The organism is Collimonas sp. OK607, from assembly GCF_900111995.1.
Lineage (GTDB): Bacteria > Pseudomonadota > Gammaproteobacteria > Burkholderiales > Burkholderiaceae_D > Collimonas.
This window is the reverse complement of sequence record NZ_FOKF01000002.1, coordinates 29,100-54,366: the sequence shown is the minus strand read 5'-3', so window position 1 is coordinate 54,366 and position 25,267 is coordinate 29,100. Positions and strand designations below refer to the sequence as shown.

The 25,267-nt window shown below is 55.4% G+C and carries 20 protein-coding genes; 11 read left to right on the top strand and 9 right to left on the bottom strand.

Annotated features, from left to right (window positions below):
* Window positions 1-6: 6 nt before the first annotated feature.
* The 4 genes from BM029_RS01890 to BM029_RS01875 form a co-directional block, all read right to left on the bottom strand.
* A complete protein-coding gene (locus BM029_RS01890) occupies window positions 7-1,722 on the bottom strand; it encodes a PQQ-dependent methanol/ethanol family dehydrogenase (protein WP_371329077.1) in 1,716 nt (571 codons plus the stop codon).
* Between the two features lie 106 nt (window positions 1,723-1,828).
* Window positions 1,829-2,194 carry a DUF779 domain-containing protein gene (locus BM029_RS01885; RefSeq protein ID WP_092432123.1) on the bottom strand — a complete coding sequence of 122 codons (366 nt, stop codon included), beginning with the start codon at window positions 2,192-2,194 and terminating at the stop codon, window positions 1,829-1,831.
* Between the two features lie 78 nt (window positions 2,195-2,272).
* Window positions 2,273-3,793 (bottom strand): aldehyde dehydrogenase, encoded by a 1,521-nt coding sequence (gene adh / locus BM029_RS01880; RefSeq protein WP_092432121.1) that lies wholly within the window; start codon window positions 3,791-3,793, stop codon window positions 2,273-2,275.
* Window positions 3,794-4,144: 351 nt separating this feature from the next.
* Window positions 4,145-5,278 (bottom strand): porin, encoded by a 1,134-nt coding sequence (locus BM029_RS01875; protein WP_092432119.1) that lies wholly within the window; start codon window positions 5,276-5,278, stop codon window positions 4,145-4,147.
* A gap of 449 nt (window positions 5,279-5,727) precedes the next feature.
* Between BM029_RS01875 and BM029_RS01870 the strand changes: the two genes are divergently transcribed.
* Entirely contained in the window at window positions 5,728-7,797 is a 2,070-nt protein-coding gene (locus tag BM029_RS01870) for a 4Fe-4S binding protein (protein WP_244544860.1), read from the top strand.
* Window positions 7,798-7,822: 25 nt separating this feature from the next.
* Complete coding sequence (locus BM029_RS01865) at window positions 7,823-8,857, top strand: FAD:protein FMN transferase (RefSeq protein ID WP_092432115.1); 1,035 nt, start codon at window positions 7,823-7,825, stop codon at window positions 8,855-8,857.
* A gap of 19 nt (window positions 8,858-8,876) precedes the next feature.
* Here the strand turns inward: BM029_RS01865 and BM029_RS01860 are convergent, their stop codons facing one another.
* Window positions 8,877-9,425 (bottom strand): cytochrome b, encoded by a 549-nt coding sequence (locus tag BM029_RS01860; protein WP_244544859.1) that lies wholly within the window; start codon window positions 9,423-9,425, stop codon window positions 8,877-8,879.
* Complete coding sequence (locus tag BM029_RS01855; protein ID WP_244544858.1) at window positions 9,422-10,420, bottom strand: beta-propeller fold lactonase family protein; 999 nt, start codon at window positions 10,418-10,420, stop codon at window positions 9,422-9,424. Before BM029_RS01855 ends, BM029_RS01860 begins: the two co-directional genes overlap by 4 nt.
* 704 nt (window positions 10,421-11,124) lie before the next feature.
* Between BM029_RS01855 and BM029_RS01850 the strand changes: the two genes are divergently transcribed.
* The 5 genes from BM029_RS01850 (at window position 11,125) to BM029_RS01830 (ending at window position 16,841) form a co-directional block, all read left to right on the top strand.
* On the top strand, window positions 11,125-12,471 hold the full coding sequence (locus BM029_RS01850) for an MFS transporter (RefSeq protein ID WP_092432111.1): 1,347 nt from the start codon (window positions 11,125-11,127) through the stop codon (window positions 12,469-12,471).
* 56 nt (window positions 12,472-12,527) lie between these two features.
* Window positions 12,528-13,358 carry a phosphogluconate dehydrogenase C-terminal domain-containing protein gene (locus BM029_RS01845; RefSeq protein WP_092432109.1) on the top strand — a complete coding sequence of 277 codons (831 nt, stop codon included), beginning with the start codon at window positions 12,528-12,530 and terminating at the stop codon, window positions 13,356-13,358.
* Window positions 13,359-13,434: 76 nt separating this feature from the next.
* Window positions 13,435-14,676, top strand: coding sequence for a ribulose-bisphosphate carboxylase large subunit family protein (locus BM029_RS01840; protein ID WP_092432107.1), 1,242 nt, complete (start codon window positions 13,435-13,437; stop codon window positions 14,674-14,676).
* Window positions 14,673-16,070, top strand: a complete 1,398-nt coding sequence (oiaK, locus tag BM029_RS01835; RefSeq protein WP_092432105.1) for a 3-oxo-isoapionate kinase OiaK — start codon at window positions 14,673-14,675, stop codon at window positions 16,068-16,070. Before BM029_RS01840 ends, oiaK begins: the two co-directional genes overlap by 4 nt.
* Before the next feature lie 63 nt (window positions 16,071-16,133).
* Window positions 16,134-16,841, top strand: coding sequence for a transcriptional regulator NanR (locus BM029_RS01830; protein ID WP_092412496.1), 708 nt, complete (start codon window positions 16,134-16,136; stop codon window positions 16,839-16,841).
* Window positions 16,842-16,895: 54 nt separating this feature from the next.
* Here BM029_RS01830 and BM029_RS01825 read toward each other — a convergent pair whose 3' ends face one another.
* The 3 genes from BM029_RS01825 to BM029_RS26535 form a co-directional block, all read right to left on the bottom strand.
* Window positions 16,896-17,690: a hypothetical protein gene (locus tag BM029_RS01825; protein ID WP_092432104.1), complete on the bottom strand. Its 795-nt coding sequence runs from the start codon at window positions 17,688-17,690 to the stop codon at window positions 16,896-16,898.
* 71 nt (window positions 17,691-17,761) lie between these two features.
* Window positions 17,762-18,793 (bottom strand): ABC transporter substrate-binding protein, encoded by a 1,032-nt coding sequence (locus BM029_RS01820; RefSeq protein ID WP_092432102.1) that lies wholly within the window; start codon window positions 18,791-18,793, stop codon window positions 17,762-17,764.
* Window positions 18,794-18,856: 63 nt separating this feature from the next.
* The gene (locus BM029_RS26535) at window positions 18,857-20,923 is read right to left on the bottom strand and encodes a PepSY domain-containing protein (protein WP_092432101.1); all 2,067 of its coding nucleotides are present in this window, start codon (window positions 20,921-20,923) and stop codon (window positions 18,857-18,859) included.
* 358 nt (window positions 20,924-21,281) lie between these two features.
* Between BM029_RS26535 and BM029_RS01810 the strand changes: the two genes are divergently transcribed.
* The 4 genes from BM029_RS01810 to BM029_RS01795 all read left to right on the top strand — a co-directional run bounded on the left by BM029_RS01810 (window position 21,282) and on the right by BM029_RS01795 (window position 25,221).
* Window positions 21,282-22,346 carry a YncE family protein gene (locus tag BM029_RS01810; RefSeq protein WP_092432100.1) on the top strand — a complete coding sequence of 355 codons (1,065 nt, stop codon included), beginning with the start codon at window positions 21,282-21,284 and terminating at the stop codon, window positions 22,344-22,346.
* Between the two features lie 255 nt (window positions 22,347-22,601).
* Window positions 22,602-23,702, top strand: coding sequence for a PstS family phosphate ABC transporter substrate-binding protein (locus BM029_RS01805; protein ID WP_092432098.1), 1,101 nt, complete (start codon window positions 22,602-22,604; stop codon window positions 23,700-23,702).
* Window positions 23,703-23,777: 75 nt separating this feature from the next.
* Window positions 23,778-24,305: a hypothetical protein gene (locus tag BM029_RS01800; RefSeq protein WP_092432097.1), complete on the top strand. Its 528-nt coding sequence runs from the start codon at window positions 23,778-23,780 to the stop codon at window positions 24,303-24,305.
* Window positions 24,306-24,471: 166 nt separating this feature from the next.
* Window positions 24,472-25,221 (top strand): hypothetical protein, encoded by a 750-nt coding sequence (locus tag BM029_RS01795; RefSeq protein ID WP_139217185.1) that lies wholly within the window; start codon window positions 24,472-24,474, stop codon window positions 25,219-25,221.
* Window positions 25,222-25,267 lie beyond the last annotated feature (46 nt).

Here is a 25,267-nt window from a genome sequence, read left to right as displayed (position 1 = left end):
CCGTCATTACTTTGAAGAAAGTTTGAATACCCATACCGAGCCGCCTTGTTCCAGGAAGTTGACCTTTTTCGCCACTTCGCCACCCCACAACGGCACGGCGCCACCCCATCCGGAGGTCACCGCGACATACTGGGTGTCGCCATCCTTCCAGGTGACCGGCGGCGCCACAACGCCCGAACCGGTCTGGAACTTCCAGAGTTCCTTACCGGTCTTGGCATCGACCGCCTTCAGGAATCCTTCAGGCGTTCCGTAAAATACCAGCCCGCCCGCAGTCGTCATGACACCACCCCATAACGGCGCGCTGTTCTTGACTTCCCAGACGATCTTGCCAGTCTTCGGATCGATGGCACGCATGGCGCCGATGTAATCTTCGTTAAGCGGATGAATCGTGAAACCTGCGCCGAGGAACGCTCCGCCTTTCTTGTAGGTGACCGGCTCATTCCAGATATCCATGCCCCATTCATTGGCTGGCACATAGAACAGCTTGGTTTGCGGGCTGTAAGCCATCGGCATTTGATTTTTGGCGCCGAGGAAAGCAGGTGCGGCAAACACGGTAGCTCCCTTCTTGCCTTCTTCGCCTTTGGTAGGATCGCCGGGACGGCCGCTTTCAAGATAGTTGGGCCGACCGGTCTTCAAATCGATGCCGGATGCCCAGGTGATTTTCTTAACGAACGGGAAGGCGTTTTCCAACTTGCCGTCCTTGGCGTCGATCACGTAGAAAAAGCCATTGCGATCGGCTTTCCCGCCCATCCGCTTGCCATCCATGTCGAAGGTAACGAATTCATTGACGCCGTCGTAATCCCAGCCGTCATGCGGCGTAGTCTGGTAACTCCATTTGATTTTTCCGGTGTCGACATCAAGAGCTACTGTCGATGCCGAATACAGATTGTCGCCAGGACGCAGATGGCTATTCCATGGCGCCGGATTACCGGTGCCGAAATAAGCCAGTTTGGTAGTCGGATCATAGGTTCCGCCTAACCATGTCGCACCGCCGCCGGTCTTCCACAAATCGCCGGGCCATGACTTGTTGACTGTGCCGGTAACGCCGTTTTCCGTGGCCTTGCCGTCCTTGTCGTATTTGTAACCCATGTGGCCTTCGATCATCGGGCGACTCCATACCAGCTGCCCGGTCTTGGGATTGCGCGCCTCGACGCGGCCTACCACGCCGAATTCACCGCCGGAAACGCCGGTCAGCAGCAGTCCGTTGGCAATCAGCGGCGCTGCGGACATCGAATATCCGGCAGCATAGTCGTCCACTTTTTCTTTCCAGACGATCTTGCCGGTATCCTGATCGAGTGCGACCAGTTGCGCGTCCAGCGTACCGAAAATGACCAGATTGTCATATAGCGCTGCGCCGCGGTTGACCACATCGCAACAAGGCATGATGCCGTCCGGCAGCCGGTGTTCGTATTTCCACAGTTTGGCGCCGGTTTTCAGATCGATCGCGTAGATGCGGGAGTACGAACCGGTGACGAACATCTTGCCGTTATAGATCAGCGGTTGCGATTCCTGTCCGCGCTGCTTCTCTCCTCCGAATGAAAAAGACCAGGCCGGAACCAGCTTGTTCACAGTCTGCGTATTAATTTGCGTCAATGGCGAAAAGCGTTGTCCCTGCGTGCCCATGCCCCAAGACAAGACGTTGTTCGGCGCCTTGGCGTCGTTGGCAATCATTGCATCGGTAACACCCAGCGCGTGGGCAGAAAACGAACTGCACGCGATCATCCCAACCAATGCTGCTATCAGATTTCTCTTCATGTCATCCTCCTGTTTTTTTTAAAACACTAGTTCACTACTGACTTATGGCATCCACCCCGGGAGGTGCTGCTTCCTATACGAGCTGCATGTATTCTTCATCGGAAAATAATCTCGACCGTGTCAGGAATCGTTTCCCTGATCCGTTATCCAGCGAAAACATCCCTCCCATTCCGGCCACGACATCGATGATGAGTTGGGTGTGCTTCCAATATTCGAACTGCTCCGCTCCCATGTAGAAGGGTTGGCCGCACAGCGTTCCGAGCAGCACATCGGTATCGCTGATACTAAATTCACCCAACGCGTAGCACATGGGTGAACTGCCATCGCAGCATCCTCCTGACTGGAAGAACATCAATGGTCCGTGTTGCTCGCTCAGCAGCCTGATGAATTCTTCGGCAGCAGCGGTCGCAACCACGCGATGAACGGTTGGCTGTGTCATGTTTTCCTCACTGGGCTCATTCGGATCTGCGACGCGCCCCCTGGTCAGGCAGGCGCGTCACACCAACGCTATTCGCCCTTAAAAGAAACCCATCGCGTTGGGGTTATAGCTGACCAGAAGATTTTTGGTTTGCTGGTAGTGATCAAGCATCATCTTGTGGTTTTCGCGTCCAATGCCGGATTGCTTGTAGCCGCCGAAAGCCGCATGCGCCGGATACAGGTGATAGCAATTAGTCCATACCCGGCCGGCTTGAATCCCGCGACCCATGCGGAATGCACGTGAACCGTCACGCGTCCACAAGCCGGCGCCCAGGCCATATAAGGTATCGTTGGCAATTTCCAGCGCCTCTTCTTCATCCTTGAAGGTCGTCACAGATACAACCGGGCCGAAAATCTCTTCCTGGAAGATGCGCATCTTGTTGTGGCCCTTGAAGATCGTAGGCTGCACGTAGTACCCGCCGCCAAAGTCGCCAGTCAGATTATTACGTTCACCGCCGATCAGGACTTTCGCGCCTTCTTGTTTGCCTATGTCCATATACGACAGGATTTTTTCCAGTTGCTCTTGCGATGCCTGCGCACCAATCATTGTCGTACTGTCGAGCGGATTACCCTGCTTGATCGCGGCGACACGTTTGATTGCGCGTTCGATGAAGCGGTCGTAGATCGATTCCTGGATCAGGACGCGCGATGGACAAGTACACACTTCCCCTTGGTTCAGCGCGAACATGGCAAAACCTTCGAGGCACTTATCGAAGAATGCGTCGTCTTGATCCATCACATCGGCAAAGAAGATGTTAGGTGATTTTCCACCGAGTTCCAGCGTGACGGGAATGATGTTTTGCGACGCGTACTGCATGATCAGGCGGCCGGTGCCGGTTTCCCCGGTGAAGGCAATCTTGGCTATGCGCTTGCTGGAAGCGAGTGGCTTGCCTGCCTCCAGACCGAAGCCGTTGACGATATTCAACACACCTGGCGGCAACAGATCTGCGATCATTTCCATCAGGACAAGAATCGACGCCGGTGTTTGCTCCGCCGGTTTCAGTACGACGCAGTTACCTGCTGCCAGTGCCGGGGCCAGCTTCCATACCGCCATCAGTATCGGGAAATTCCACGGGATAATCTGGCCGACCACGCCCAGAGGCTCATGGAAATGGTAAGCATAGGTCTGGTCGTCAATTGTGGCTACAGAGCCTTCCTGGGCTCGGATGCACCCGGCAAAGTAGCGGAAATGATCGATTGCCAGCGGGATATCCGCTGCCATCGTTTCACGGATCGGCTTGCCATTGTCGATCGTTTCGGCGATTGCCAGGGTTTCCAGATTGGCTTCCATGCGGTCGGCAATCTTGTTGAGAATATTTGCGCGCTCAGCGGGTGAAGTCTTGCCCCAGGCGGTCTTGGCAGCATGCGCTGCATCAAGCGCATATTCGACATCTTCCGCCGAGGAACGGGCGATTTCACAAAATACTTCACCCGTGACCGGTGTCACGTTTTCGAAATAGGCGCCATTGACCGGAGGCACGAACTGACCGCCGATGAAATTATCGTAACGCTTCTTGAATGGGTTCTTGACACCGAGTTTACTAATGTCTGCGAGATTCATGTCATCCTCCGGTTAATGTGTTGTTGAATCGTGTGTTGTTGAATCAAAATTTTCGGAATGGCCATCTCCGATACAGGACTACTCAGCAATCGCCATGCCAGCCGCTAAAATCGCAATACCGCGGAGGGAAAGCGCCAGTTGACGGATAAGAAGCCGATAACCGCAGAATGAACATTCCCGCTGGCTTGGTTGAAACTGTCATATTTTTGAACACTCGCTAAATCGACTGTTCCAAATTGTTGAAACATGTGCTCCGGAACTCGTGACAAGCGCAGCCGGAATAGTTGATTTTCCGGCTGCGCCCTCTGCTATCAAGATCGGGAAACATCAAATCGAGATAGCGCCGGTATATCAAAATGAATGTTTGATACCCAGTTGCACAGCGGTGGTTGTCTTTCCTGCGCTGGCGAGAAAAGCGTTGTCGTTGGCAACGCCGAAGGCCGCGCCGGAGGTGTAGCCATTCCCGGCATTGACGCCCGAGACCAGCGCGTAAAGGGTGGTACGCTTGGACAATGCGTAGTCATCGCTGAGTATCCATGTCCTGGAAGTATCGCTGACGCCGCTCTTGTTGGTGGAGTAGTAATAAGCCAGCGTGGCGGTATTGCTTGGTGATGTCCGATAATTCAGACCCGCGCCATAAACACGGTATTGCGCCAGACTGGAACCCGATGCAGGATCGCTGTTCTTGTTGTTCAGGTAATTTGCCGTCAACGTTGCATCGCCTATCGAGTACGCCGCACCAACGCTGTATTTTCTGGTTTGTACGCCGCTGCCGCCGATCAGGCCGGCTGGTTGCCCGCGATCGGATTGATAGGCGGCCGACAGTGTGACCGGGCCGGTATACGTTGCACCCAGCGCAATGACACTGTTCGCGGAGTTATTGCCGGCAACTTCGCCCAGACTGTACGAGCCGCTCAAATTCACATCGGCAATTTTGGTACTGAGGCTGATCGCATTTGCGACAAAAACATCAATCACTGCATTCGAATTGGCGGGTGCAGTCGCGGTACCGGCATTCAAAGGATTCTGCGTTAGCGCCCATGAAATCAAACCGGAAAAAGTCTCTTTCAAGCCACGCGGATCGGTGGCGGCAAATGCCAGCACAGCAGGTGAATATTGCTTACCCAATGTTACTGTGCCGTAGCTGCTGGAAAGGCCGACATTGGCTTGGCGACCGAACAAACCGCCCCATTGATTGCCCGCACCGGAATTCGAAAAGAAATGGCCTTCAAGATCGAAACTGGCTTTCAATCCGCCACCCAGGTCTTCGGAACCCTTGAATCCGAAGATGCTAGGACTGACACCACCCGAACTGAGTGCGAAAACGCTTCCGGTACCGCCAGACGGCGTTTTCTGCTTATTGACCGCCACAATTCCCGCATCGACCACACCGTAGATAGTCACCGACGATTGTGCCTGCGCCGCACCAGCTGCTGCGCCGAATGCCATGACCGTGCACAGCGATTTATTCAGTATTTTTCCCACCGAGATCTCCTTTGTATAGTTGATTTTTTCTAAGCATCAACATGTAGATGCAACAGCCAATGGGCAAAATGCATGCCTGTGGAGATCTCGCGTTGTCATTTGATTTTTTTTGGGGTGCAACAGCGCTCGCCGCTGCCATAGGAAAGACGTCCGGTTCAGGAATGAAATACCGCGTTGTCTGAAACTGCATTTCACCTGGCTGAAGGCATCAGATTTAATCAACAGGCATTTCAAACGACGCCGATTCGGGGTAGTCGGATAGGACATTACCTGTGTAAATTAGGATCACCTGTGCAACAACCTGTTCAAATTTTGATCGCCCGGATAATCCTCCGGGCAAAGCACCGCCTGGCAATCAAGGTAACAAGATGGCACGTTAGTTGCTCGCAATGAGCGCCTATACCAACCAATCAAGGCCATGCATGCGTAGTTGGATACCCGGGATCTTGATGTTTGTCACATCCTGTTGGCTGTCAGTCAGCCAGGCCGGTGTCATGACGCACGACGAACTGGTCAGGCGTTTTCCGCCACCAATGATCGTCGGTGAAAAGGATGCCGGCATACCTATTTGGCCGGTCTTCAAACAAAACGCCACCGCCAACGAACTGGTCGGCTATGTATTTGAATCCATCGACCTGGCCCCCATCCCCGGTTTCTCGGGGATACCGATCAATCTGCTGATCGCACTCGATCCCAAGGGCAATTTCCTCGAAGTCAAAGTCATATCCCATCACGAGCCGGTGTTTCTCGATGGACTGGGCGAAGCTCCGATGTTTCAGTTTGTAGGTCAATACAAGGGATTGTCGCTGAACCAAAACATCAAGATAGGAGCGCATGGCAGCAAGGCCTCGGCCGCAAATGCCTATCTGGATGGCGTCACCAAAGCCACGGCGTCGGTACGCATCATCAATCAGAGCGTACTAGCCTCGGCCTTGAAGGTGGCGCGCAAGAAGTTAGGTTTCGCCGAAGGCAGGGATCCAGATTTGATCGCTCGAATCAAAACGGCGCTGTTCGAACCGCACAGTATCAAGGACTTGATCGACCAGGGGTTGATCAAGCACGTAGTGCTGCGCAACAAAGACATCGAGAAACAATTCTCAGGTACGCCTGGAGCAGAGCTTGATCCCGAAGCACTCCAGCACCCGGATGCGCCCTTTGTCGACCTGTACCTGGTCTATGCGTCCGTTCCAAGCATAGGCCGCAATCTTCTGAATCCGGCAAGCTGGCGCAATTTGGAAAACCGCCTGGACCCGGGCGACCACGCGATCCTGGTCCTGTCCCAGGGACGCTACGACATCGTCGGTGAAGACTTTATTCCTGGTTCAATTCCTGAGCGTATGGTGTTAAAGCAAGACAAGTTGCCAATTGAAATACGCGATTTGAATCTTGACCTGTCGCTGAAAAACAGTGACGCACTGCCGCATCCGCAGTCGATGAAAGTGTTCCGTATCATGAGCCAGTCTGGGTTGGATCCATCCCGCCCCTTCGATTTCACGCTGCCGGTCACCCGCAGCAAGGGCATCATCTATCCCGAGAGAATCACAAAGGATTTCTCGTTCAGTACCCGATTGCCATTCCGCTTTTATACTGCGGCGGAAAGCGACAACAAATCCTGGGTTGGAATCTGGAAAAGCCGATGGCACGAACTTGCCGCGCTGATCATTGCCCTCACTGTGCTATCCATCGCATTGAGCAGGCAAAAATCCCTGACCGGGAACGACAAGCGCTTCATCTGGTTCAGACGTGGCTTTTTGTCGTTCACACTATTTTTTATCGGCTGGTACGCACAAGGGCAATTGTCGATCGTTAATATCACCGGCTTGATTCAAGCATTGCTTGCCGGACGCAATCTCGATTTTTTCCTATACGACCCGATGACAGTCCTGCTATGGGGATTCGTCGCAGTTTCACTAGTGGTATGGGGGCGTGGCACATTTTGCGGCTGGTTGTGCCCATTCGGTGCACTGCAGGAATTTACCGGCAAGTTGGCGCGCGCCCTGAATATCCCGCAACTAAAAATCAAGGCGAAAACTGATGCACGGCTGAAACGCGTCAAATATATCCTTCTTGCCGGTATAGTGGCCAGCAGCTTTTTTTCAAGCAATATCACCGACGCACTGGTTGAAATCGAACCGTTCAAGACCGCGATTACCCTCAATTTCGTGCGTTCATGGCCTTATGTCGCTTACGCCGTCGGTCTACTGCTCGTCAGCACCTTCGTCTACAAGTTCTTTTGTCGATATCTCTGCCCTTTCGGCGCCGGCCTGGCCGTGCTCGGACGTTTCAGGATGCTCGACTGGATACCTCGGCGCAAGGAATGTGGCAAACCCTGCCAGACCTGCCGTCACCGGTGCGATTACCAGGCAATAGAAGCCACCGGAAAAATCGACTACCAGGAATGCTTTCAGTGTATGGATTGTGTCGTCATTTATGAAAGCGATGAAAAATGCGCGCCGCTCATCCTGGAAAAAAAAAGGGCTAAATTTATTCCGGTACATCCCATGCCGGTCACCGATTAAACGATTTAGGGGTTAAGGATTTATTATGCAACGACGCACCTTGATTTCAGCTGCCTTAGGCGGCGCCTTGACCAGCGCCGCCGGTTGGGGCCTTTTCCAACCGCGTCCACAAGCAGGCACGATTGTGCGCGATTGGGAAGCGCAACCGGGAATGCGCCTTTATACCGGCGCCGATCTGGCATTCGGCACGACCATCGCGATACAGGTTTTCCATGACAATCAACGGCAGGCAGAACTGGCGATCGAGGATGGATTTCACGAAGCAAAAAAAATAGATGCGTTGATGAGCATCTATAGTGAATCGAGCCAGGTGTTTCAGTTAAATCGAGACGGCTGGCTACCCCGGCCCGATCCGCATCTATTGCGCGTGCTGCAGGAAACCGTGCGCCTTTCGACCCTGAGCGCCGGCGCTTTCGACATCACGGTACAACCGCTTTGGCTGCAATTCACCAAGGCGGCGGCAATGGATACCTTGCCGTCGCCCGCAGAAATAAGAAATGCCAAGACACTCGTCAATTGGCGGAACCTATCCTTCGACCAACACGAAGTGCGTCTGCACAAGCCGGGAATGTCCATTACCTTGAATGGCGTGGCGCAAGGCTATGCTGTCGATCTTGCGCTCGCGGCAGTGCGGCAGTGGGGCATCCGCCACGCGCTGCTGGATACCGGCGAATTCATCTCTTCCGGAAATAAAGCGCCTGCTCACGACTGGATGGTCGGCGTGCAAGATCCCAGGCGCGACGATGTATTGACTGCGGTTCTGCAAATGGACGGTCGCAGCGTAGCGACTTCGGGAGATTACGAAACAATATTTACCCCGGATTTCGTCCACAATCACATCTTCGATCCGGCCACCGGCGATTCACCGTTGGAACTGGCAAGCGTCACTGTCGCCGCTCCGACAGGACTGCAGGCAGATGGGTTATCGACTGCGCTGTTTGTCATGGGCTCAGCCAAGGCAATGCTCATCGCCGCGCAACTCGATAATGTCGACGTCTTGCTGGTCGATAAGCAAGGGAAAACCTGGATGACACCAGGTTTACGTACTTCACGGGTGTAGCCCCCGCGCCCATTACAGATCAGGGAAGCATGCGCCCGAATATCCGGTCGCGGTCGATCAGCAAATGCTTGCATGCGGCCAGTACATGAATCACGATCAGCGCGATAAATGCGATAGCGATCGACTGGTGATATGACATGAACAGTTCACGCAAATGCTTGTCTTCCCAAGCCCAGTTCGGCAACGCCAAACCGAAAAACTTGATGCCATATTTATTGAAAGAAGATGACAGAAAGCCGGTCGCCGGCTGCAGCAACATGCAAAGATAGAGTAAGCCATGACTCCATTGCGCCGCCCTTGCCATCGGGCGCGAAGTAGCTCTCGGTAGCGGCGGCGGCCGGTGTGCAAGGCGCCATCCCAGACGCAGCAAAATCAACGCACCGGCCAGCACGCCCAGGGATTTGTGCAAATTGAAATACACTGCCCTGCCCGGAATACCCTTTGGAATACCCACCATGTAATAACCCAGGCACAACATACCGATGATCAGCAAGGCAATCACCCAGTGCAAACCGATCGCCGGCAACGTATAACGCGTTTTATCAGCGGTGACAGGCAGCGCGCTCATCTGATTGCCACCCCCCATGGCAACTCTCCGACCGCTATTTCCTTGCTGACGGTATTGCTTGCGGTGTCGATGACAGACACTGAATTGGAGCGGCCATTGGCTACATACAGCTTCTTGCCGTCAGGGGTGATCGCCATGTTCCATGGACGCTTCCCGACCGGAATGGTTGCAATGACCGTATTACTCTTTGCGTCAATCACCGACACCGTGCCATCCTTCCCGTTCGAGATATAGACGCGGCCGCCATCAGGCGACATCGTTACCCCGTTCGAAAAATTGCCCGGTTTGATTTCCGCTACTACCTTTTGCGTAGCCACGTCGACCGCGTACACCATACTGGCCATTTCAGCCGCGATGTAAGCCTGGCTGCCGTCGGGGCTAAAAGCGACGCCACGCGGGCGCAGCCCAAGCTTGACCGATGCGACTTGCCACCGTTTCGCCACATCGACGATATCCACTGAATCTGCTTCCTCGGCGCTGACATATAGCCATTTTCCGTCCGGACTGAACGTAGCGTGTTCCGGATTCTTGCCTTCGGTCTTGACGCTGAACACTGTCTTGTTTGTCGCGGTGGAAATGAAACTGACTGAGTTCGTGATTTCACTGACGGCGGCAACCCAATCCCCTGCACGCGAAATATCGACTCCCTCGGGCGACTCCCCCAAAGGAATCGAGCCGATCTGCTCTCTTTTTTTCAGATCGATAACCAGCAAGGCGCTAGCCGGCTGGTCGCTGACATACAAGGTATTGCCATCGCTGCTGACCGCCACGCCGCGCGGTTTGGTGCCGGCCTTGATTTGTCCTACGACGCTGTCGCTGGCACAATCAATGATCGAAATCGTGCCCGATTTCTCGTTCGGGACATAGGCAAACGGCAGCGCGCTCGACGTACACGGAATCAATAACGCAGACAATGCCCCGGCCACGGCCATTCGTTTAGCAAGGCCGACAAATGACAACGTCACGAAGATATTTTGAAAGTAGTTATTCTTCATAATGCAGGTACCTATCGGAAATGGTTGATCGGGATGCGATGGTGTCCATGAATTCCACGATTCATATAACGCAATATGCATGCCAAACATTTCGGCATAGGGGCCAGCCACTAGTTATTTGATTGGTGCCTCACTTATAGCCGGAGGAGATATGGAAGTGTTTCAATTTCAAACAGCGAGTTGATGCAAATTGGAACAATTGTCCGAATCGTGCGCCGATCATCAGACACTTCACCCGACGACAGCTAACGGCAACCACGGTTTTTTTATAATTTGAAAAATCACCCCTTCGGGCTTGGCGATTAATCTGCAAGTCTCTGGTTCAAGTCCCCTTCGTTTTTATCTGTAGGGTGGGCACGCCTTTGTGCCCACGCGGAATTCACTCCGCACACATACCTATTTCTGCGCCACAAGGGTCCGTACTCCGGTTATCGCGGTCACGCGTGGGCACAAAGGCGTGCCCACCCTACTCCTTCCTATTTGTGACGTTACTTATAAGCAATTCGCGAATAAATCGTTTTTGTGGACTATTTTCAAAGTCAAGTGGTATAGTGATTATACCAGCTGCGTTTTCCACGAATTGACGTGGGCTCACGTACTGGATTCAAAAAAACGAACCGCCAGAAGAGCTTCTTAAAGCCTCGGCGAAATGATGTTTATTGTTGACATGGCAACAGCCTTGTTCAATCAACTCAGGAGACAGTATGGAGACCGCAGTTAGCGCCGTTGAAAAATCGGCTATCAGGAAGGTGGCGTTTCGACTCGTACCTTTCGTCGCATTAATGTTTTTTATCAATTTCCTGGACCGAACCGCAATTTCCTTCGCCGGACCGAACGGCATGAGCAAGGATCTCGGCCTTACTGCGGCACAGTTCGGTTTTGCCGCAGGCGTGTTTTTCATCGGTTACGTCTTGCTTGAAATCCCGAGTAATCTCGCACTACACAAATACGGCGCCCGGCGCTGGCTGGCCCGGATCATGGTGACCTGGGGTATCGTCGCGCTCCTGTTCACCTGGGTCAGCAGTGTCGAAGGCCTGTACACACTGCGGTTCCTGCTGGGCGTGGCGGAAGCAGGCTTCTTCCCGGGCGCAATCCTGTTTCTGAGCATGTGGGTGCCGGCCAAGCATCGTAGCCATATCCTGGCGTTGTTCTATCTTGCGCAGCCGCTGACTATCGTCATCGGCGCACCGGTTGCCGGGATGCTGATCGAAGCCCACGGTACATTCGGACTGGAAGGCTGGCGCGTCATGTTTGCCGGGGTCGCTTTACCTGCGATCGCGGTCGGCGTCATCGCCTGGTTCTACCTGGCCGACAAGCCGGCCGACGCCAAATGGCTCAGTGAAGCCGAGCGTACCTGGCTCACGACAGCACTGGCTGCCGAGGCTCGTACCAAGCGTACCAGCCATGTCTCGGACGTGAAGAAGGCACTCACCAACAGCCGCGTCTGGCTGCTGGCGCTGGTCTACTTCGGACTGATTTACGGCCTGTATGCGTTGGCTTTTTTCTTACCGACGATCATCGGCGGTTTTGAAAGCCAGTTCGGCACCAAATTCAACGTGCTGCAAAAAGGCTTGATCACTGCCATTCCCTATTTGCCAGCCGCCGTCGCGCTGTTCCTGTGGAGCCGTGACGCCACCCGCCGTGGCGCGCGCAGCTGGCACGTCGGTATTCCTGCTCTGCTGGGCGCGGTCAGTATTCCGCTGGCGCTCTATATGAGCACACCGGCAGCGACGGTTGCCGTGATCACGATTACGGCTTGCGCCATCTTCTCTGCTTTGCCGACTTTCTGGTCGATTCCGGCGCGCTTCCTGTCCGGCGCTGCCGCTGCTGCAGGCATTGCACTGATCAACACGGTCGGCAACGCCGCCGGCTTCATCGCGCCGTTTGTCACCGGCGCGATCAAAGACGTGACCGGTTCCTATCAAGTCCCGATGTTCGTAGTCGGTGGACTGATGTTGCTGTCGTCGCTGGTGATCTTTGCCATCGGCGCCGGCACCCGGCAGGAGAGCGCCTTGTCGGCCGATATGAGAGGCAAGGTCATCGCCGATTGAAATACTTGTGTAAGTGATGAAAGCATCGTTTTAACTGGTTTAAATGGAGAAAGATCATGAAGGAAAAAATCGCGTTATTTGGCGCCGGCGGAAAAATGGGTGTGCGTCTGGCAAAGAATTTGCAAAAGTCTGACTACCGCGTGGCGCACGTCGAAGTGAGCCAGATCGGACAACAGCGACTCAAGGACGAACTTGGAGTGGAATGCGTAGGCATCGATGCCGCGCTGGATAACGTTGACGTTGTGATCCTGGCCGTGCCGGATACGATGATCGGCAAGATCGCAGCGGAAATAGCGCCGAAACTCCAGCCAGGCACCATGGTCATGACGCTGGATGCCGCAGCTCCTTTCGCCGGTCATCTGCCTGAACGTCCAGACCTGGTCTACTTTGTGGCCCACCCTTGCCATCCGCCCATCTACAACGACGAGGAAACCAAGGAAGCGCGCCGCGATTTCTTCGGTGGCGGCGCTGCCAAGCAGTCAATCACCAGCGCCCTGATGCAGGGACCGGACTCGGCCTTTGACCTTGGCGAAGACATTGCCCAGGTGATTTATGCGCCGATCTTGCGTTCCTATCGCCTGACTGTGGAGCAGATGGCCCTGCTGGAGCCGGGCCTGTCCGAAACGGTCTGCGCTACTTTGCTGTACGTGATGCGCGAGGCGATGGATGAAACTGTCCGCCGCGGTGTGCCGAAGGAAGCTGCACGCGACTTCCTGCTGGGTCACATGAACATTCTCGGCGCGGTGATTTTCAACGAAATCCCAGGTGCTTTCTCGGATGCCTGCAACAAGGCGATCCAGTTCGGCAAGCCGCGCCTGATGCGCGACGACTGGCTCAAAGTATTCGATCATGAAGAGATCGCCGAAAGCATCCGCCGTATCACCTGAGCAGCATATTGCAAATGATGGCCATGATGAATTTTGTCATGGCCACATGATAAAAGTCTTTTGAGCGAGTATATCCATGGAACGTATCTACGCCAGCTATTGGCTGGAAACCGGCGACGACCCTGCGCGGGCGGCCGAAGTCATTGCCGGCGAACAGTCGAGCGGCACCTTTGTTGCTCTGCCTACTGAAACCCCGGAGCTGAAACAACGCTCGGGCGCGCGCGTCGAGCGGCTGGAAATACTCGGCTACAGCAAGGAGCCCAGCCTGCCCGGCGGCATGCGTTCCGAGCGCTATACTCAGTGCGAGCTGGAAATCTCGTGGCCGCTGGAAAACCTGGGCCCGTCGCTGCCTAACCTGATGGCGACGATTGCCGGTAATCTGTTCGAGCTGCGCCAGGTCTCCGGCTTGCGGCTTACCGGACTGCGGTTGCCGCCGGCTTTCGCCAGAGCCTACCAAGGCCCGGCCTTCGGCATTGCCGGCACCCGCCGCCTGACCGGCATCGCACACGGCCCGCTGATCGGCACCATCATCAAGCCCAGCATCGGCCTGTCGGTGGACGAAACGGTGCAGCAGGTGCGCGAGCTGGTCGCCGGCGGTGTCGACTTCATCAAGGATGACGAGTTACAGGTTGACGGCGCCCGTTGTCCTTTTGATGAGCGGGTACGCGGCGTCATGCGTATCATCAACCAACACGCCGATCGCACCGGCAAGAAGGTCATGATGGCCTTCAACCTGACCGGCGATCTAGACCAGATGCGCCGCCGCCATGATTTGGTGCTGGCCGAAGGCGGCACCTGCGTCATGGCCAGCCTCAACTCGATCGGGCTGATCGGATTGCAGGAATTGCGCCGCCATTCGCAGTTGCCGATTCATGCGCATCGCGCCGGCTGGGGCTACCTGAGCCGCTGTCCGCAACTGGGCTGGGATTACGCGCCATGGCAGATGCTGTGGCGGCTGGCTGGCGCCGACCATATGCACGTCAATGGCCTGCGCAACAAATTCAGCGAGCCCGACGATAGCGTGATTGCGGCCGCACGCTCGGTACTCAGCCCGGTCATGCCGGAAGCGCCGCTGCCTGCAATGCCGGTATTCAGCTCCGGCCAAACCGGTTTGCAAGCAGCTGACACCTATAAGGCCATCGGTTGCACAGACCTGATTCATACCGCCGGTGGCGGCATCTTCGGCCATCCACAAGGCGTGGCGGCGGGCGTCTCAGCGTTGCGCGAAGCCTGGGTTGCTGCGATTGAAGGCGTGCCTCTGGAACAATACGCAGAACGCCGCCCGGCATTGCAGGCCGCACTCGGATTCTGGAAATGAGCGCGAAAGAATGCAAGGCGGCCCTGCCCGACGGACTGCTGCTGGCATATTACGGCGATGACTTCACCGGTTCGACTGACGCCATGGAAGTGATGGCGGCCTCTGGATTGCCGACAGCGTTATTTTTGCAAACACCTGACGCCGCCATGCTGCAGCGTTTTCCGGATGTCCGCTGCATCGGGATTGCCGGATCGTCGCGCGGGCGTTCCCCGGAATGGATGGATGTGCATCTGCCGGGAGTATTTTCCCGGCTGGCAGCGCTCAAACCACCGCTGATGCAATACAAAATCTGTTCCACTTTCGATTCGTCGGTGCAGACCGGATCGATCGGCCGCGCCCTGGATCTTGGCGTCGGACATATGCCGGGAGCCTGGTCGCCGATGATTGTCGGCGCACCACGCCTGAAGCGTTATCAAGTGTTCGGCAATCTGTTTGCGGCGGTCGACGGCGCAGGATATCGCCTGGACCGGCATCCGACCATGGCCCGCCATCCGGTGACGCCGATGAGCGAATCGGATTTACGGCGCCATCTCGCCACGCAGACGCAGCGCCGGGTTGAATTGATCGACATGGTGCAATTGCGCGACGGCGCTGCCCTGGCCGGCGCACGCATCGACAAATTGCAAGGCACCGATACGCCGGTAGTCCTGATCGATGTTCTCGATGAGGAAACCCTGCGCGAAGCCGGCCGTCTGGCGTGGGAACAACGCGGCGCCGGCGTCTTCAGCGCCTCGTCGTCCGGTCTCCAATATGCTCTGACGGCCTATTGGCGATCGCGCGGCTGGATAGCGCAGCAAACATCCTTGCCGACGGCGGGCCCGGTGCCTGTCATCGCGGCGGTAAGCGGCAGCTGTTCACCGGTCACCGCAAGGCAGATAGCCTGGGCGCGGACGCATGGATTTGCCGCCGAAAGACTTGATTTGCAGGCCGTGCTGACCGCACAAACCAGAGAGGTGGAACTGGCGCGCATGGTTACATTGGCCGTTACCGCCGTCGACAATGGCCGTAGCCCCCTGATTTACAGCGCTGAAGGGCCGGACGATACTAATGTCACCGGCTTCGATGCCATAGCCCGGGAAGCAGGAATCACCCGCTTGGATGCAGCGCGGCAGGTCGGCATGGCGCTGGCGGACGTGATGCGGTGTTTGCTGGATACCCGCCCTGTTACCCGGGTGGCGATCGCCGGCGGCGACAGTTCTGGCGAGGTAGCTGGCGCGCTCGATATCGCCGCGCTTAGCGTCTGCGCCGCCATGTCGCCGGGAGCCCCGCTGTGCCGCGCATGGTCGGACAATCCGCGTCGCGACGGACTGGAGATTGTCTTGAAAGGCGGCCAGGTTGGCGGAATCAGCTTCTTTGGCGATGTACTGGAAGGCAAGCCGTTGGCAGCAAACTGATACGGTGGGCAAAATTGATATGGTAAAGTCACGCTATCAATATCATTTAATCTAGTGCAAGACATGTCGGAAACTATACAGCGCCGCAAGTTATATCAAGAAGTGCTCGAACGCTTGATGGAACGTATCCATAGCGGCGAACTGCCGCCGGGTTCGCAACTTCCTTCCGAGCGCGAACTGATGGAGCAATATGGCGTCGGCCGTCCTGCGGTGCGCGAAGCGCTGCAGGCGATGGAACGTTCAGGCTTCGTCGAGATTGTCCACGGCGAGCGGGCGCGGGTGGTCGACCCGACCGCCGATCGCCTGATTGCCCAGATTGCCATCGGCGCCCAGCATCTGCTGCGCACCAAGCCGGCGATGCTGGGACACCTGAAGGAAGCACGCGTCTTCCTCGAAACCAGCACTGCCCGCATGGCCGCCGAACGCGCTACCGAGGCGCAGATTGCGAGCCTGCGCCTGAGCATCGCCGAGCATCGGGCTTCGATGGTCAACCTGGAAGAATTCATCGAGCGCGACATGGCGTTTCACCGCGAAATCGCCGACATCAGCGGCAACCCGATTTTCCCGTCTATCGTCGAATCGATGTTCCGCTGGGCCAGCGAGTTCTACTACACCCTGGTTCGGGCGCCAGGTGCCGAGGAACTTACGCTCACCGAGCACCAGCGTATTGTCGATGCGATTGCCATGCATGACGGCGATGCCGCCGCCGAAGCGATGCGCAGCCACCTGATGCGGGCCAACGACCTTTATCGGGAATTGGGGCAGCAATAGCTGGACAGATCAACTGACGGATCGCCCCCCTCAATGGGTAACCTGCCTGGCGACCTAAGGCGTCACCATTGCATCGGCGATCACGGCCAGCTTTTCTGCCCGGACATTTTTCTTGCTGTCGCTGATGGCCTTCCATTCCGGGTTTTCTTTCAATCTTGCCCGAACCTTGGCGACCACGGCTTCGCGCGCACCAAGTGCAGCGTCGTTCTTGTACTCGAGAATCACCATGGTCGACCACGGGCGGCCGGCGGCATACCGATTGACATAGATCCCGTAACGCGACAGCACACCTTCCTGTATCCAGCCCTCGAACTGCGGAATCACGTAGCCGTCTGCATATTTCAGATATTCGTCGGCCGACACCATTGTCTCGTAAGGAATAACCATGAGCGTTGGATGACGCGGGGCATTGGCGACAGCGTTATTGCGCACCAGGTCTGCGGGAGCCGTATCAATCGCCGTGGTCAATGCCAGCGCTGTCTTCGACAAGCCTGCCGGATTGTCCTGCTCCACCTTATTCCAGCGCTCGGCATCTGCCGGGCTGGAAAAAGTCAGCAACGCCATCGCATCCCAGCTGCTTGAATCCACGTAACGATTGAACAAGAGACGGTAGTCCTTGAGAATGCCTTGTTCTTTCCAATGCTGAAACAGTCCTTTCCGCGACTTTTCCATTTCTTCACGCAACGCCACGCGATTCGCTGGTGTCGAGTGATAAGTAATGATGAGAGAAAGCGGGCCGCTTTTGGCCTCATCGGCCGCATGCACAGAGCTTGCAGCCATCAGCACCGGCACAACACATGCGGCGGCGAAGCGCAATAATCGGGAAAATCGCAGTAAATTATTTTTCATGATTACTATCTTTCACAAAGCAGTTAATAACGCAAATACAAGGCAGATAACAAAGCAATCAAGGCTGGTTGTCAGTGGAATTTCTTCAAGGCCGCGTCCACGAAGGTGTTGGTATAGGTCTGCTCGACTTTCACCGCCTTGAACTTCGGATTGAACTCGGCCAGGACCTGCAACTCCTTGGCCGCGCCGTCGGGCGGCATGCGACCGTCGTTGGCAAACATCGGGATTTGCTCCTTCAGTACTTTCAGGTAGGTAACGCGGTCTTTGCCACTGATCTCAATCGGAATGAGGGCCGCGATTTCTTCTGCCGTGTGCGTATTGATGTACTTCAGCGTGCGCACGAACGCATTGGCCAGGTGTTGGGCAATTTCGGGATGGGCTTTCACGTGCTCACTCGCCATGAAGATCGTATTCGACGGGAACAGCGTGCCGAAATTCTTCCTGGTTCCTTCGACCGTAGTCAGGTCGGCAAACACCGTGGCGACGCCTTGCGCCTCATAAAAATTGCCATCCGGGGTAGGCGCAACCACAAAATCGGCTGCACCGTTACGCAGTGCGACAACGTTCTTGTCCTTCCCATCCGTGCCCAGCCGCGTGTAATCGTCAAGCTTGTTACCACCCTCAAGCATCAGGTAATTCGCTACGGTGGTTTTGGACGATCCAGCGCCGCCGGCGATAAAGCGACTACCTTTCAGATCGGCGAGTGTCTTGAACTTCTCCTTCGATTGATTGGCTACCAGCACCTTGGAGCCGGGTGTCACCCCCAGCGTCACCACTGCTTCGGTGCTGTTGCCTTTCGATTGATTGACGATATTGTGGTGGTAGTACGCCATCACGGCGTCGACTCGCCCGTCCATCAGCATCTGGTCATGAAATACATCATCCCGGATATTCATTACTGTCACGTCCATGCCATCATCCTTCAGATAACCGAGCCGTTCCGCTAACACAATCGGGAACGACCGGATCGCCTTGATTTCATCTACCAGCAGCACGATGCGATTAGGTGTATCCGTCGGTTTGATAGATTTGACCGGCTCGGCATGCATGCCCTGGCTACAGAGCATGAGTGCGAGGGATAAGGTGGGAGCGAGAATTTTCATGGGTTGCGATTCTATGAAATGGATTAAAATTTTGGAAAATCAAAGACCGGGGCAAAGATCGGGTCAAAGATCTAGTATCAGCATATCGCTCCGCGCACGTGAGCAACAGGGTATGAACTGGTCGTTCCTGATGCGTTCCTCATCACTCAGATACACGTCGCGATGGTCCGGCACACCAGCCAGCACCCGCGTCATGCAAGTGCCGCAAACGCCTTGTTCACACGAGCGCGGAATATCGACACCGCAGTCGGACAACACTTCAAGCACCGACTTACCCTTTGCGACATGCAAGACTTTCCCTGTGCTGGCAAGTTTAATGTCAAAACCGGTATCGTTCTCCGCCTTGACCATTTCGGCAGAAAAATATTCCTTATGTACGTTTCTGTCCGGCCAGCCACGTTGCCGGGCCGCATCGAGTGCCATGTTGACGAATCCTGCCGGACCACACACGTACAGATGAACGCCGCTTTCGAAATTGCCGATCAGGCCCATGAAATCGCGCCGCGGTTGGGCCAGCCTGTCGCTGAAATGGAATGTGACGCGGTTCGCATAAATGGCTTTCTTGATGCGATTAAGGAAAGCAGCTCGTTGCCTCGTGCGGGTGCAGTAATGCATTTCGAAGTCCGCATTCAGGCCGGCGAGATGCTCCGCCATGCACAAGATCGGCGTCACGCCTATGCCACCGGCGATCAGCACCGAGCGTCTTGCCGCCGGATCCATGGCAAAGCGGTTTTTCGGGATACCGATTTCAATCACGTGACCTTCTTTGATGTTTTCATGCATGGCACGCGATCCGCCGCGGGAAGCCTGTTCCAGCTGCACGCAAATCAGGTAGCGATGGCTTTCCCCGGGATCGTTGCATAAGGAATACTGGCGCACCAAGCCGTTGCGCAGATAGACGTCAATATGCGCACCTGCACTAAACCGTGGCAACGCCCTTCCCTTAGAATCGACCAGTTCGAATGCGCAAATACCCTCTGCTTCGTTGGTCTTTCTAGCTACCCTGACCCGAAGACGCCGGTTTGCAATTGCGCGCTTTCTCCTGCGCAGCCAGGTCGCAATTCCCGTGTAGGCAAGGAACGGTACTGACAACGCCGCCGCCATCAGCAACAGCTGAACAACAGGTCCCCCGATGTGGCCGGTATGCAGGGAAAGCGTCCAGAAATACAATTTGCTACCGAGGCTGCTGTCGGCATAGGGGATATATTTCAATGTCTTTCCGCTATAAGCGTCGAGATAAAGCATGGTGCGTGCGTTCGGATGCGGGGCATCGTTGGCGATCAGATACATCTCCACGGCATCGCGCGGCTTGTCTGGATAGTGCAACAGTACTTCCTGTGGATGCGGCATGTATTCCTGGGCTCGTTGCCACATCGACTCCATCGACAAACGCTGTGCGCCGGCCGCAGGCTGCGATTTGGGCGCCTTGGCGGGCAGCGCCGAACCGGCGATTGTGTAAATGCCATTCTTGTACCAGTCGAATGCCTGCGGCAAGCCGGTCAGCACGCTGGTCAGCAAGATCAGGCTTGCATAGAAACCGACGGTCTTGTGCAGGTTGATCGTACGTGCCGGTCCCTTGAGGCGCCCATTAAATTTCAGGGCGCTCTTGACGCCGCGCAGCGTCGCCGGGAGCCAGATGTACAGGCCGCCAAGAATCAGGACAAGGCCGAATACGATGGCGCTGGTGCCGGTAATGAGGTTGCCGTTTTTCATGAACCGAAAGCGATGTATTTGTTCGATAGTGCCAAGCAGTCCGCCGTAACGATGACGCTGCCCCAGTACCTCGCCATTACAAGGATTCAAATAGACAAAGGTCTGGTCGGTAAAGCGCACCATTGCAGCCGGCATGCGTGCATCCGTCCCTGCATCCGCCGCATCCCCGGCGATCAACCTGATGTAGTCAAGTTTGGCGGCAGGCCGCACAGCAGCTGCAGCGACGGTCAGCGTGTCAAGCGGAACTAGTCCTGTGCAGCCCGGCACGGTAAGCAGGTCGGGACTCAGCAGTGGTTCAAGCTGCGGGCGATACATGATGGCGGCGCCGGTCAGCGCCATCAGCACGATCACCAGGCCAACGGTAAAACCTGTCCAGCGATGCAATGAAAGCAGAGAACTTCGAATTCTTGTGTTCATGAAAGCAATATTCCTCGCCTTGAAAAATCACCCGCTCTATCGCGGGTCCAAGGTGGGACTGGCAAAATTTGCCATGTACTTAATTGTTGGATTTGCCCACCCTCGGTGAGACAGAAGACTATGCCTTCAACCTGAATTGGACCTGAAATCAAACCGAAAATAAGCTGAAAAAAATTTGACACGCTGCCACATCAGGGAACCCGGCTTTCTTTTGGCCCGGCCTGCTACCGGCGAAATATTCTGAATACTTTTTCAGAAACGGTTCAGGTCCGATTTAAAGTCCCATCGCATTATTGAGGTGAGTGGGAGACATCCGTGCCTCATTCCGCGCCAAGCCAACTTTATTTGAAAGAATTTCATGAACAAACAAAATACCGCCATCGTGTCCTGCGCCATCCTGTTCACTCTTGGCCTCGCGGGGCAACCGGCATATTCCGCTGCAGCCTCTGCCAACGTGAACAAGAATGTCCCTGAATCGATGCATCTCCATAGCCGCACCGAAATGCCAGGTTACACCGGCGACTTCGACCATTTCGCTGTTGACGTGAAAGGCAACCGTCTTTTTCTGGCAGCCGAAGACCACGGCACCCTGGAAGTGTTCAACCTGGCGTCCGGCAAGCATCTGAAGACCATCAAAGGGGTTGAAACCCCGCACGGCATCCTGTATCTGGCCGATAAAAACCGTCTGGTTGTAACCGACAGCGGTGCTGGCCTGAGCAAGGTGTTTGATGCAAGCACCTACAAGGTGATCGATACGATCAAGCTCATTCCTGGCGCCGATTCGATGGGCTATGACGCAAGTGAGAAAAGCATGTATATCGTGGCGGGCGGCAAGAACGGCAATCTGCCCGATTCGCTCCTGTCCAAGATCGATCCGCGGACCGGAAAGCATCTCGGCGACATCAAATTCGACACCGACAAGGTGGAGGCCATGGCGATTGAACAGAAAGGTAAAAACCTGTACATCAATGTGACTGGCAAGAACTCCGTAGCCGTGGTCGACAAGAAGACCTTCAGCGTTGTCGACACCTGGCCGGTCAACGAGGGAAAGATGAACGCAGCGATGGCATTTGACGAAGCCAGCAACCGTCTCTTTGTTGTAACGCGCAAACCTTACAAGCTGGTCGTTCTTGATACCAAAACCGGCGCCCAGGTCGCCAGTTTCAATGCACCGGAACGTACGAATGAGGCAATGTTCGACAAGGCCAATCGCCGCGTCTATCTCGCCGGCGATGATTTCATCAGCGTTTTCCAGCAAAAGGACGCCGATCATTATCAGGAACTCCCTCACATCTCCACAGCGAAGGGTGCCAAGACGGCAATCCTGGTACCGGAGTTGAATCGCCTGTACGCAGCTGTGTCGCCAGGAGAAGGAAATACGGGAGCAGCCGTGCTTCGGTTTGACGTTGCACCGGCCAGGTAAGGAATCAATTTACTGCGCAGAAAACGCTCGTCGTTCAACGAGAAGCATCCGACTGACCGGCGCCATGCCTCCCTGGTCGACAAGCAAGCGTCGGTTTACCTTTTCGCTGCAAAGCCTCAAGCGGGATCCTAAATAATATTTCAGAAAATGTTCATGTCCAATTTAAGGTCGAGGCTTAAATTGGATGCCAGAGTCTGTTGCGAAATTATCGCAACAGACTTTGAAGACAATTAAACCAAATATTGTAGGAGACATATGAAAACCACACATTCCCTCAAAGCGCTACGTAAGATAGCCGCCAGCTCCGTCACGCAAGCCGTTTGCCTGGCAGCCCTGGCTGCAATGGCAGCACCCGCATTCGCCTTGAAATACGCCGAAGTCGAGCATCACCTGAAAGTCGATCCGGCCATACCGGTCTGGACACCTGGTCCTATCAAGATCAATCCTCCAGAAGAGGAGTTCAGCCTGGTCGGCGCCGACGTGATGGATGAAATCACGTTTGGCTGGGCCAAGATTTTCCGCAAAGCCTATGCACCGAAGATGAGCGTGACCGTTGAAGCCCGCGCTTCCGGCGCAGGTGCGCCGGGGCTGATTGGCGGCGCACAAGCGGCGCCGGTGGGTCGGGAGTTGCTGCCTGCCGAAGAAAAAATGTTCATCGAAAAATTCGGCTACAAGCCGACTGCGATCCGCGTCGCCACAGGCAGCGTCGGTTCGCTCGGCAAGACCGCCACCAGCGTTATCTTCGTCGACAAGAATAATCCGATCAAAGGCCTGACCATGGAACAGGTCGACGCGATCTATTCCAAGACACGCATGCGCGGCTACAAGGAAGTCAACACCTGGGGCGACCTGGGGCTGACCGGTGAATGGGCGAACCGCCCTATCCATCTGTACGGCCTGAAGGCGGTCAACGGCATCGAACAGTTCATCAAGGCGCAAGCGATGATGGGCGGCGAGTACAAAGACAATATCCAGATGATGAAGGGCAAGGGCTTTGTCCATGCCTTCAACGTTGCAGCCGAAGACATGGCAAAAAATCCCGGCGGCCTGACTTATGCGCTACTGGCCAATCTCACGCCTGATGTCCGCGCAGTGCCACTCGCTGAGAAGGCGGGACAACCTTACTACGCGCCGAACCTGGAGAACGTGTATAGCCATAAGTATCCGCTGAGCCGCTACGTGTACATCTATATCAACAAAAAACCAGGCCAGCCAATCGAACCTAAGGTCAAGGAATTCCTGAAGATGGTGTTGAGCCGTCAAGGCCAGGAAGTCGTCGCCAATGAAGGTGTCTATATTCCGCTGACGCCAGGAATCGTCAAGGAAGAACTGGCCAAGCTGGACCAGGTCGACTGATAAAGATTGACCGATGCACCGGCTCAGTCGGTGCAAAAGGTAAAAACATTTTTTGACTATCTCCCCAAGGAAATCATGAAAACACTAGCAAAAATCGCAGTCGCAGCTATCTTCGCCACGTCAGCCATCTTCAGCGCCTCCAGCGCTTTCGCGGCGGAAGCAAAGAACTGGACTCCTCCGGAATACAAGATATATGCACAAACCTTGTCCGACCAGATCATGGCGAAGCATCCAGAACTGTTGAGCGTTACCTTCCATGGCGTACCACCCGGCATGTCCAAGGTATACACGATGTTCGCCGGTTCCTATCCTGAACGAATCGGCAATCCGGATGATCCGGACGATGTCATGGTTGTCGAAACCGGCATTACCATCCTGGATCCGCGCTGGCACCGGACGAAAGACGTAAAACCGAAATACGTCATGATGGTGCCGCTGCGCGATGCCCAGGGTGAAAACTGCGGAATGCTCGTCCTGGCCTATAAAAATCCGGCGAACAGCGGTAAGAAAGACATAGATTTCTTCAAGGCCTCAACCGCCTTGCGGGACAACCTGCAAAAGCAGATCCCTAGCTACGAGGCTTTATACAAACAAGCCAAATAAACACTAATCGCTTCGGCAAAACTTGCCAGGATTCGGGCTGCATAGCCTGAATCCTGCACATTCATCGTGAAAGAACACCATGATTCATGGCAGATTTTATGCGCTGGCAGCCTCATTGCTGCAGTCCGCCAGATGCAGCCATCCCGCAGCGGAACGACTTGGAAAAATGTCGCTTAAACCAATTATGTGCGTCGCTTTACTGAGCGCAATCTGGGCTCCTGCGTATGCTTATCGGCCATTCGACGGCTCGGATGCGGGAACGGCGGAGCCTGGCGTATTTGAACTGGAATTCGGCAGCAGTTATCTGCACCGGGATAAAGAAAAATCGCTGTCTGCCCCTGCCGTGACCGGTAATTTCGGTTTCGCCGGCGACACGGAACTGGTGCTGGAAGGACGGCTGGAGCGACAGTTCGGTGATTTCAGCGACACCCGGCGGACAAGTTTTTCAGATACCGCATTTTCAGTCAAGCACGTCTTTCGGCGCGGCAGCCTGCAAGATGGGAGCGGGCCGAGCATCGCCGCAGAATGCGGTGTTCTGCTGCCGACCATATATGGCCAGTCCGGCACCGGCGCGACCTGTAACGGTATCGTATCCGGGCGCGGGGACGCGGGTGCGGTGCACCTGAACGCAGCGCTAACGCGTACACGTGAGCACACGACCAGCCGCTTCCTGGGCGTGATTCTGGAAGGTCCCGAAGCGTGGCTGGTGAGGCCGGTGATGGAAATTTTTACCGAAAGGGATGCCACTGAGCCACGCACAAACTCGATATTGCTAGGGGCGATCTGGAAGCATAGCGAAGATCTGTCTTTCGATTTCGGCGTGCGCAGAGGACACTCCGGAGGACGCGCGGATGGCGAAAACATCACCGAGTTACGGGTTGGCCTGGATTGGAGTTTCCATCTAGCCGGGAAATAATGGCCGGCACTCGCCAGCCCGAATGTTTGGCAACAACAGTTTTCCT

Bases quoted from the DNA above. Each gene is read 5' to 3' on its own strand.
- BM029_RS01890 (WP_371329077.1), bottom strand. From the start codon at position 1,722: ATGATCGCGTGCAGTTCGTTTTCTGCCCACGCGCTGGGTGTTACCGAT.
- BM029_RS01885 (WP_092432123.1), bottom strand. From the start codon at position 2,194: ATGACACAGCCAACCGTTCATCGCGTGGTTGCGACCGCTGCTGCCGAA.
- adh (WP_092432121.1), bottom strand. From the start codon at position 3,793: ATGAATCTCGCAGACATTAGTAAACTCGGTGTCAAGAACCCATTCAAG.
- BM029_RS01870 (WP_244544860.1), top strand. From the start codon at position 5,728: ATGTTTGTCACATCCTGTTGGCTGTCAGTCAGCCAGGCCGGTGTCATG.
- BM029_RS01865 (WP_092432115.1), top strand. From the start codon at position 7,823: ATGCAACGACGCACCTTGATTTCAGCTGCCTTAGGCGGCGCCTTGACC.
- BM029_RS01860 (WP_244544859.1), bottom strand. From the start codon at position 9,425: ATGAGCGCGCTGCCTGTCACCGCTGATAAAACGCGTTATACGTTGCCG.
- BM029_RS01855 (WP_244544858.1), bottom strand. From the start codon at position 10,420: ATGAAGAATAACTACTTTCAAAATATCTTCGTGACGTTGTCATTTGTC.
- BM029_RS01850 (WP_092432111.1), top strand. From the start codon at position 11,125: ATGGAGACCGCAGTTAGCGCCGTTGAAAAATCGGCTATCAGGAAGGTG.
- BM029_RS01845 (WP_092432109.1), top strand. From the start codon at position 12,528: ATGAAGGAAAAAATCGCGTTATTTGGCGCCGGCGGAAAAATGGGTGTG.
- BM029_RS01840 (WP_092432107.1), top strand. From the start codon at position 13,435: ATGGAACGTATCTACGCCAGCTATTGGCTGGAAACCGGCGACGACCCT.
- oiaK (WP_092432105.1), top strand. From the start codon at position 14,673: ATGAGCGCGAAAGAATGCAAGGCGGCCCTGCCCGACGGACTGCTGCTG.
- BM029_RS01830 (WP_092412496.1), top strand. From the start codon at position 16,134: ATGTCGGAAACTATACAGCGCCGCAAGTTATATCAAGAAGTGCTCGAA.
- BM029_RS01825 (WP_092432104.1), bottom strand. From the start codon at position 17,690: ATGAAAAATAATTTACTGCGATTTTCCCGATTATTGCGCTTCGCCGCC.
- BM029_RS01820 (WP_092432102.1), bottom strand. From the start codon at position 18,793: ATGAAAATTCTCGCTCCCACCTTATCCCTCGCACTCATGCTCTGTAGC.
- BM029_RS26535 (WP_092432101.1), bottom strand. From the start codon at position 20,923: ATGAACACAAGAATTCGAAGTTCTCTGCTTTCATTGCATCGCTGGACA.
- BM029_RS01810 (WP_092432100.1), top strand. From the start codon at position 21,282: ATGAACAAACAAAATACCGCCATCGTGTCCTGCGCCATCCTGTTCACT.
- BM029_RS01805 (WP_092432098.1), top strand. From the start codon at position 22,602: ATGAAAACCACACATTCCCTCAAAGCGCTACGTAAGATAGCCGCCAGC.
- BM029_RS01800 (WP_092432097.1), top strand. From the start codon at position 23,778: ATGAAAACACTAGCAAAAATCGCAGTCGCAGCTATCTTCGCCACGTCA.
- BM029_RS01795 (WP_139217185.1), top strand. From the start codon at position 24,472: ATGTCGCTTAAACCAATTATGTGCGTCGCTTTACTGAGCGCAATCTGG.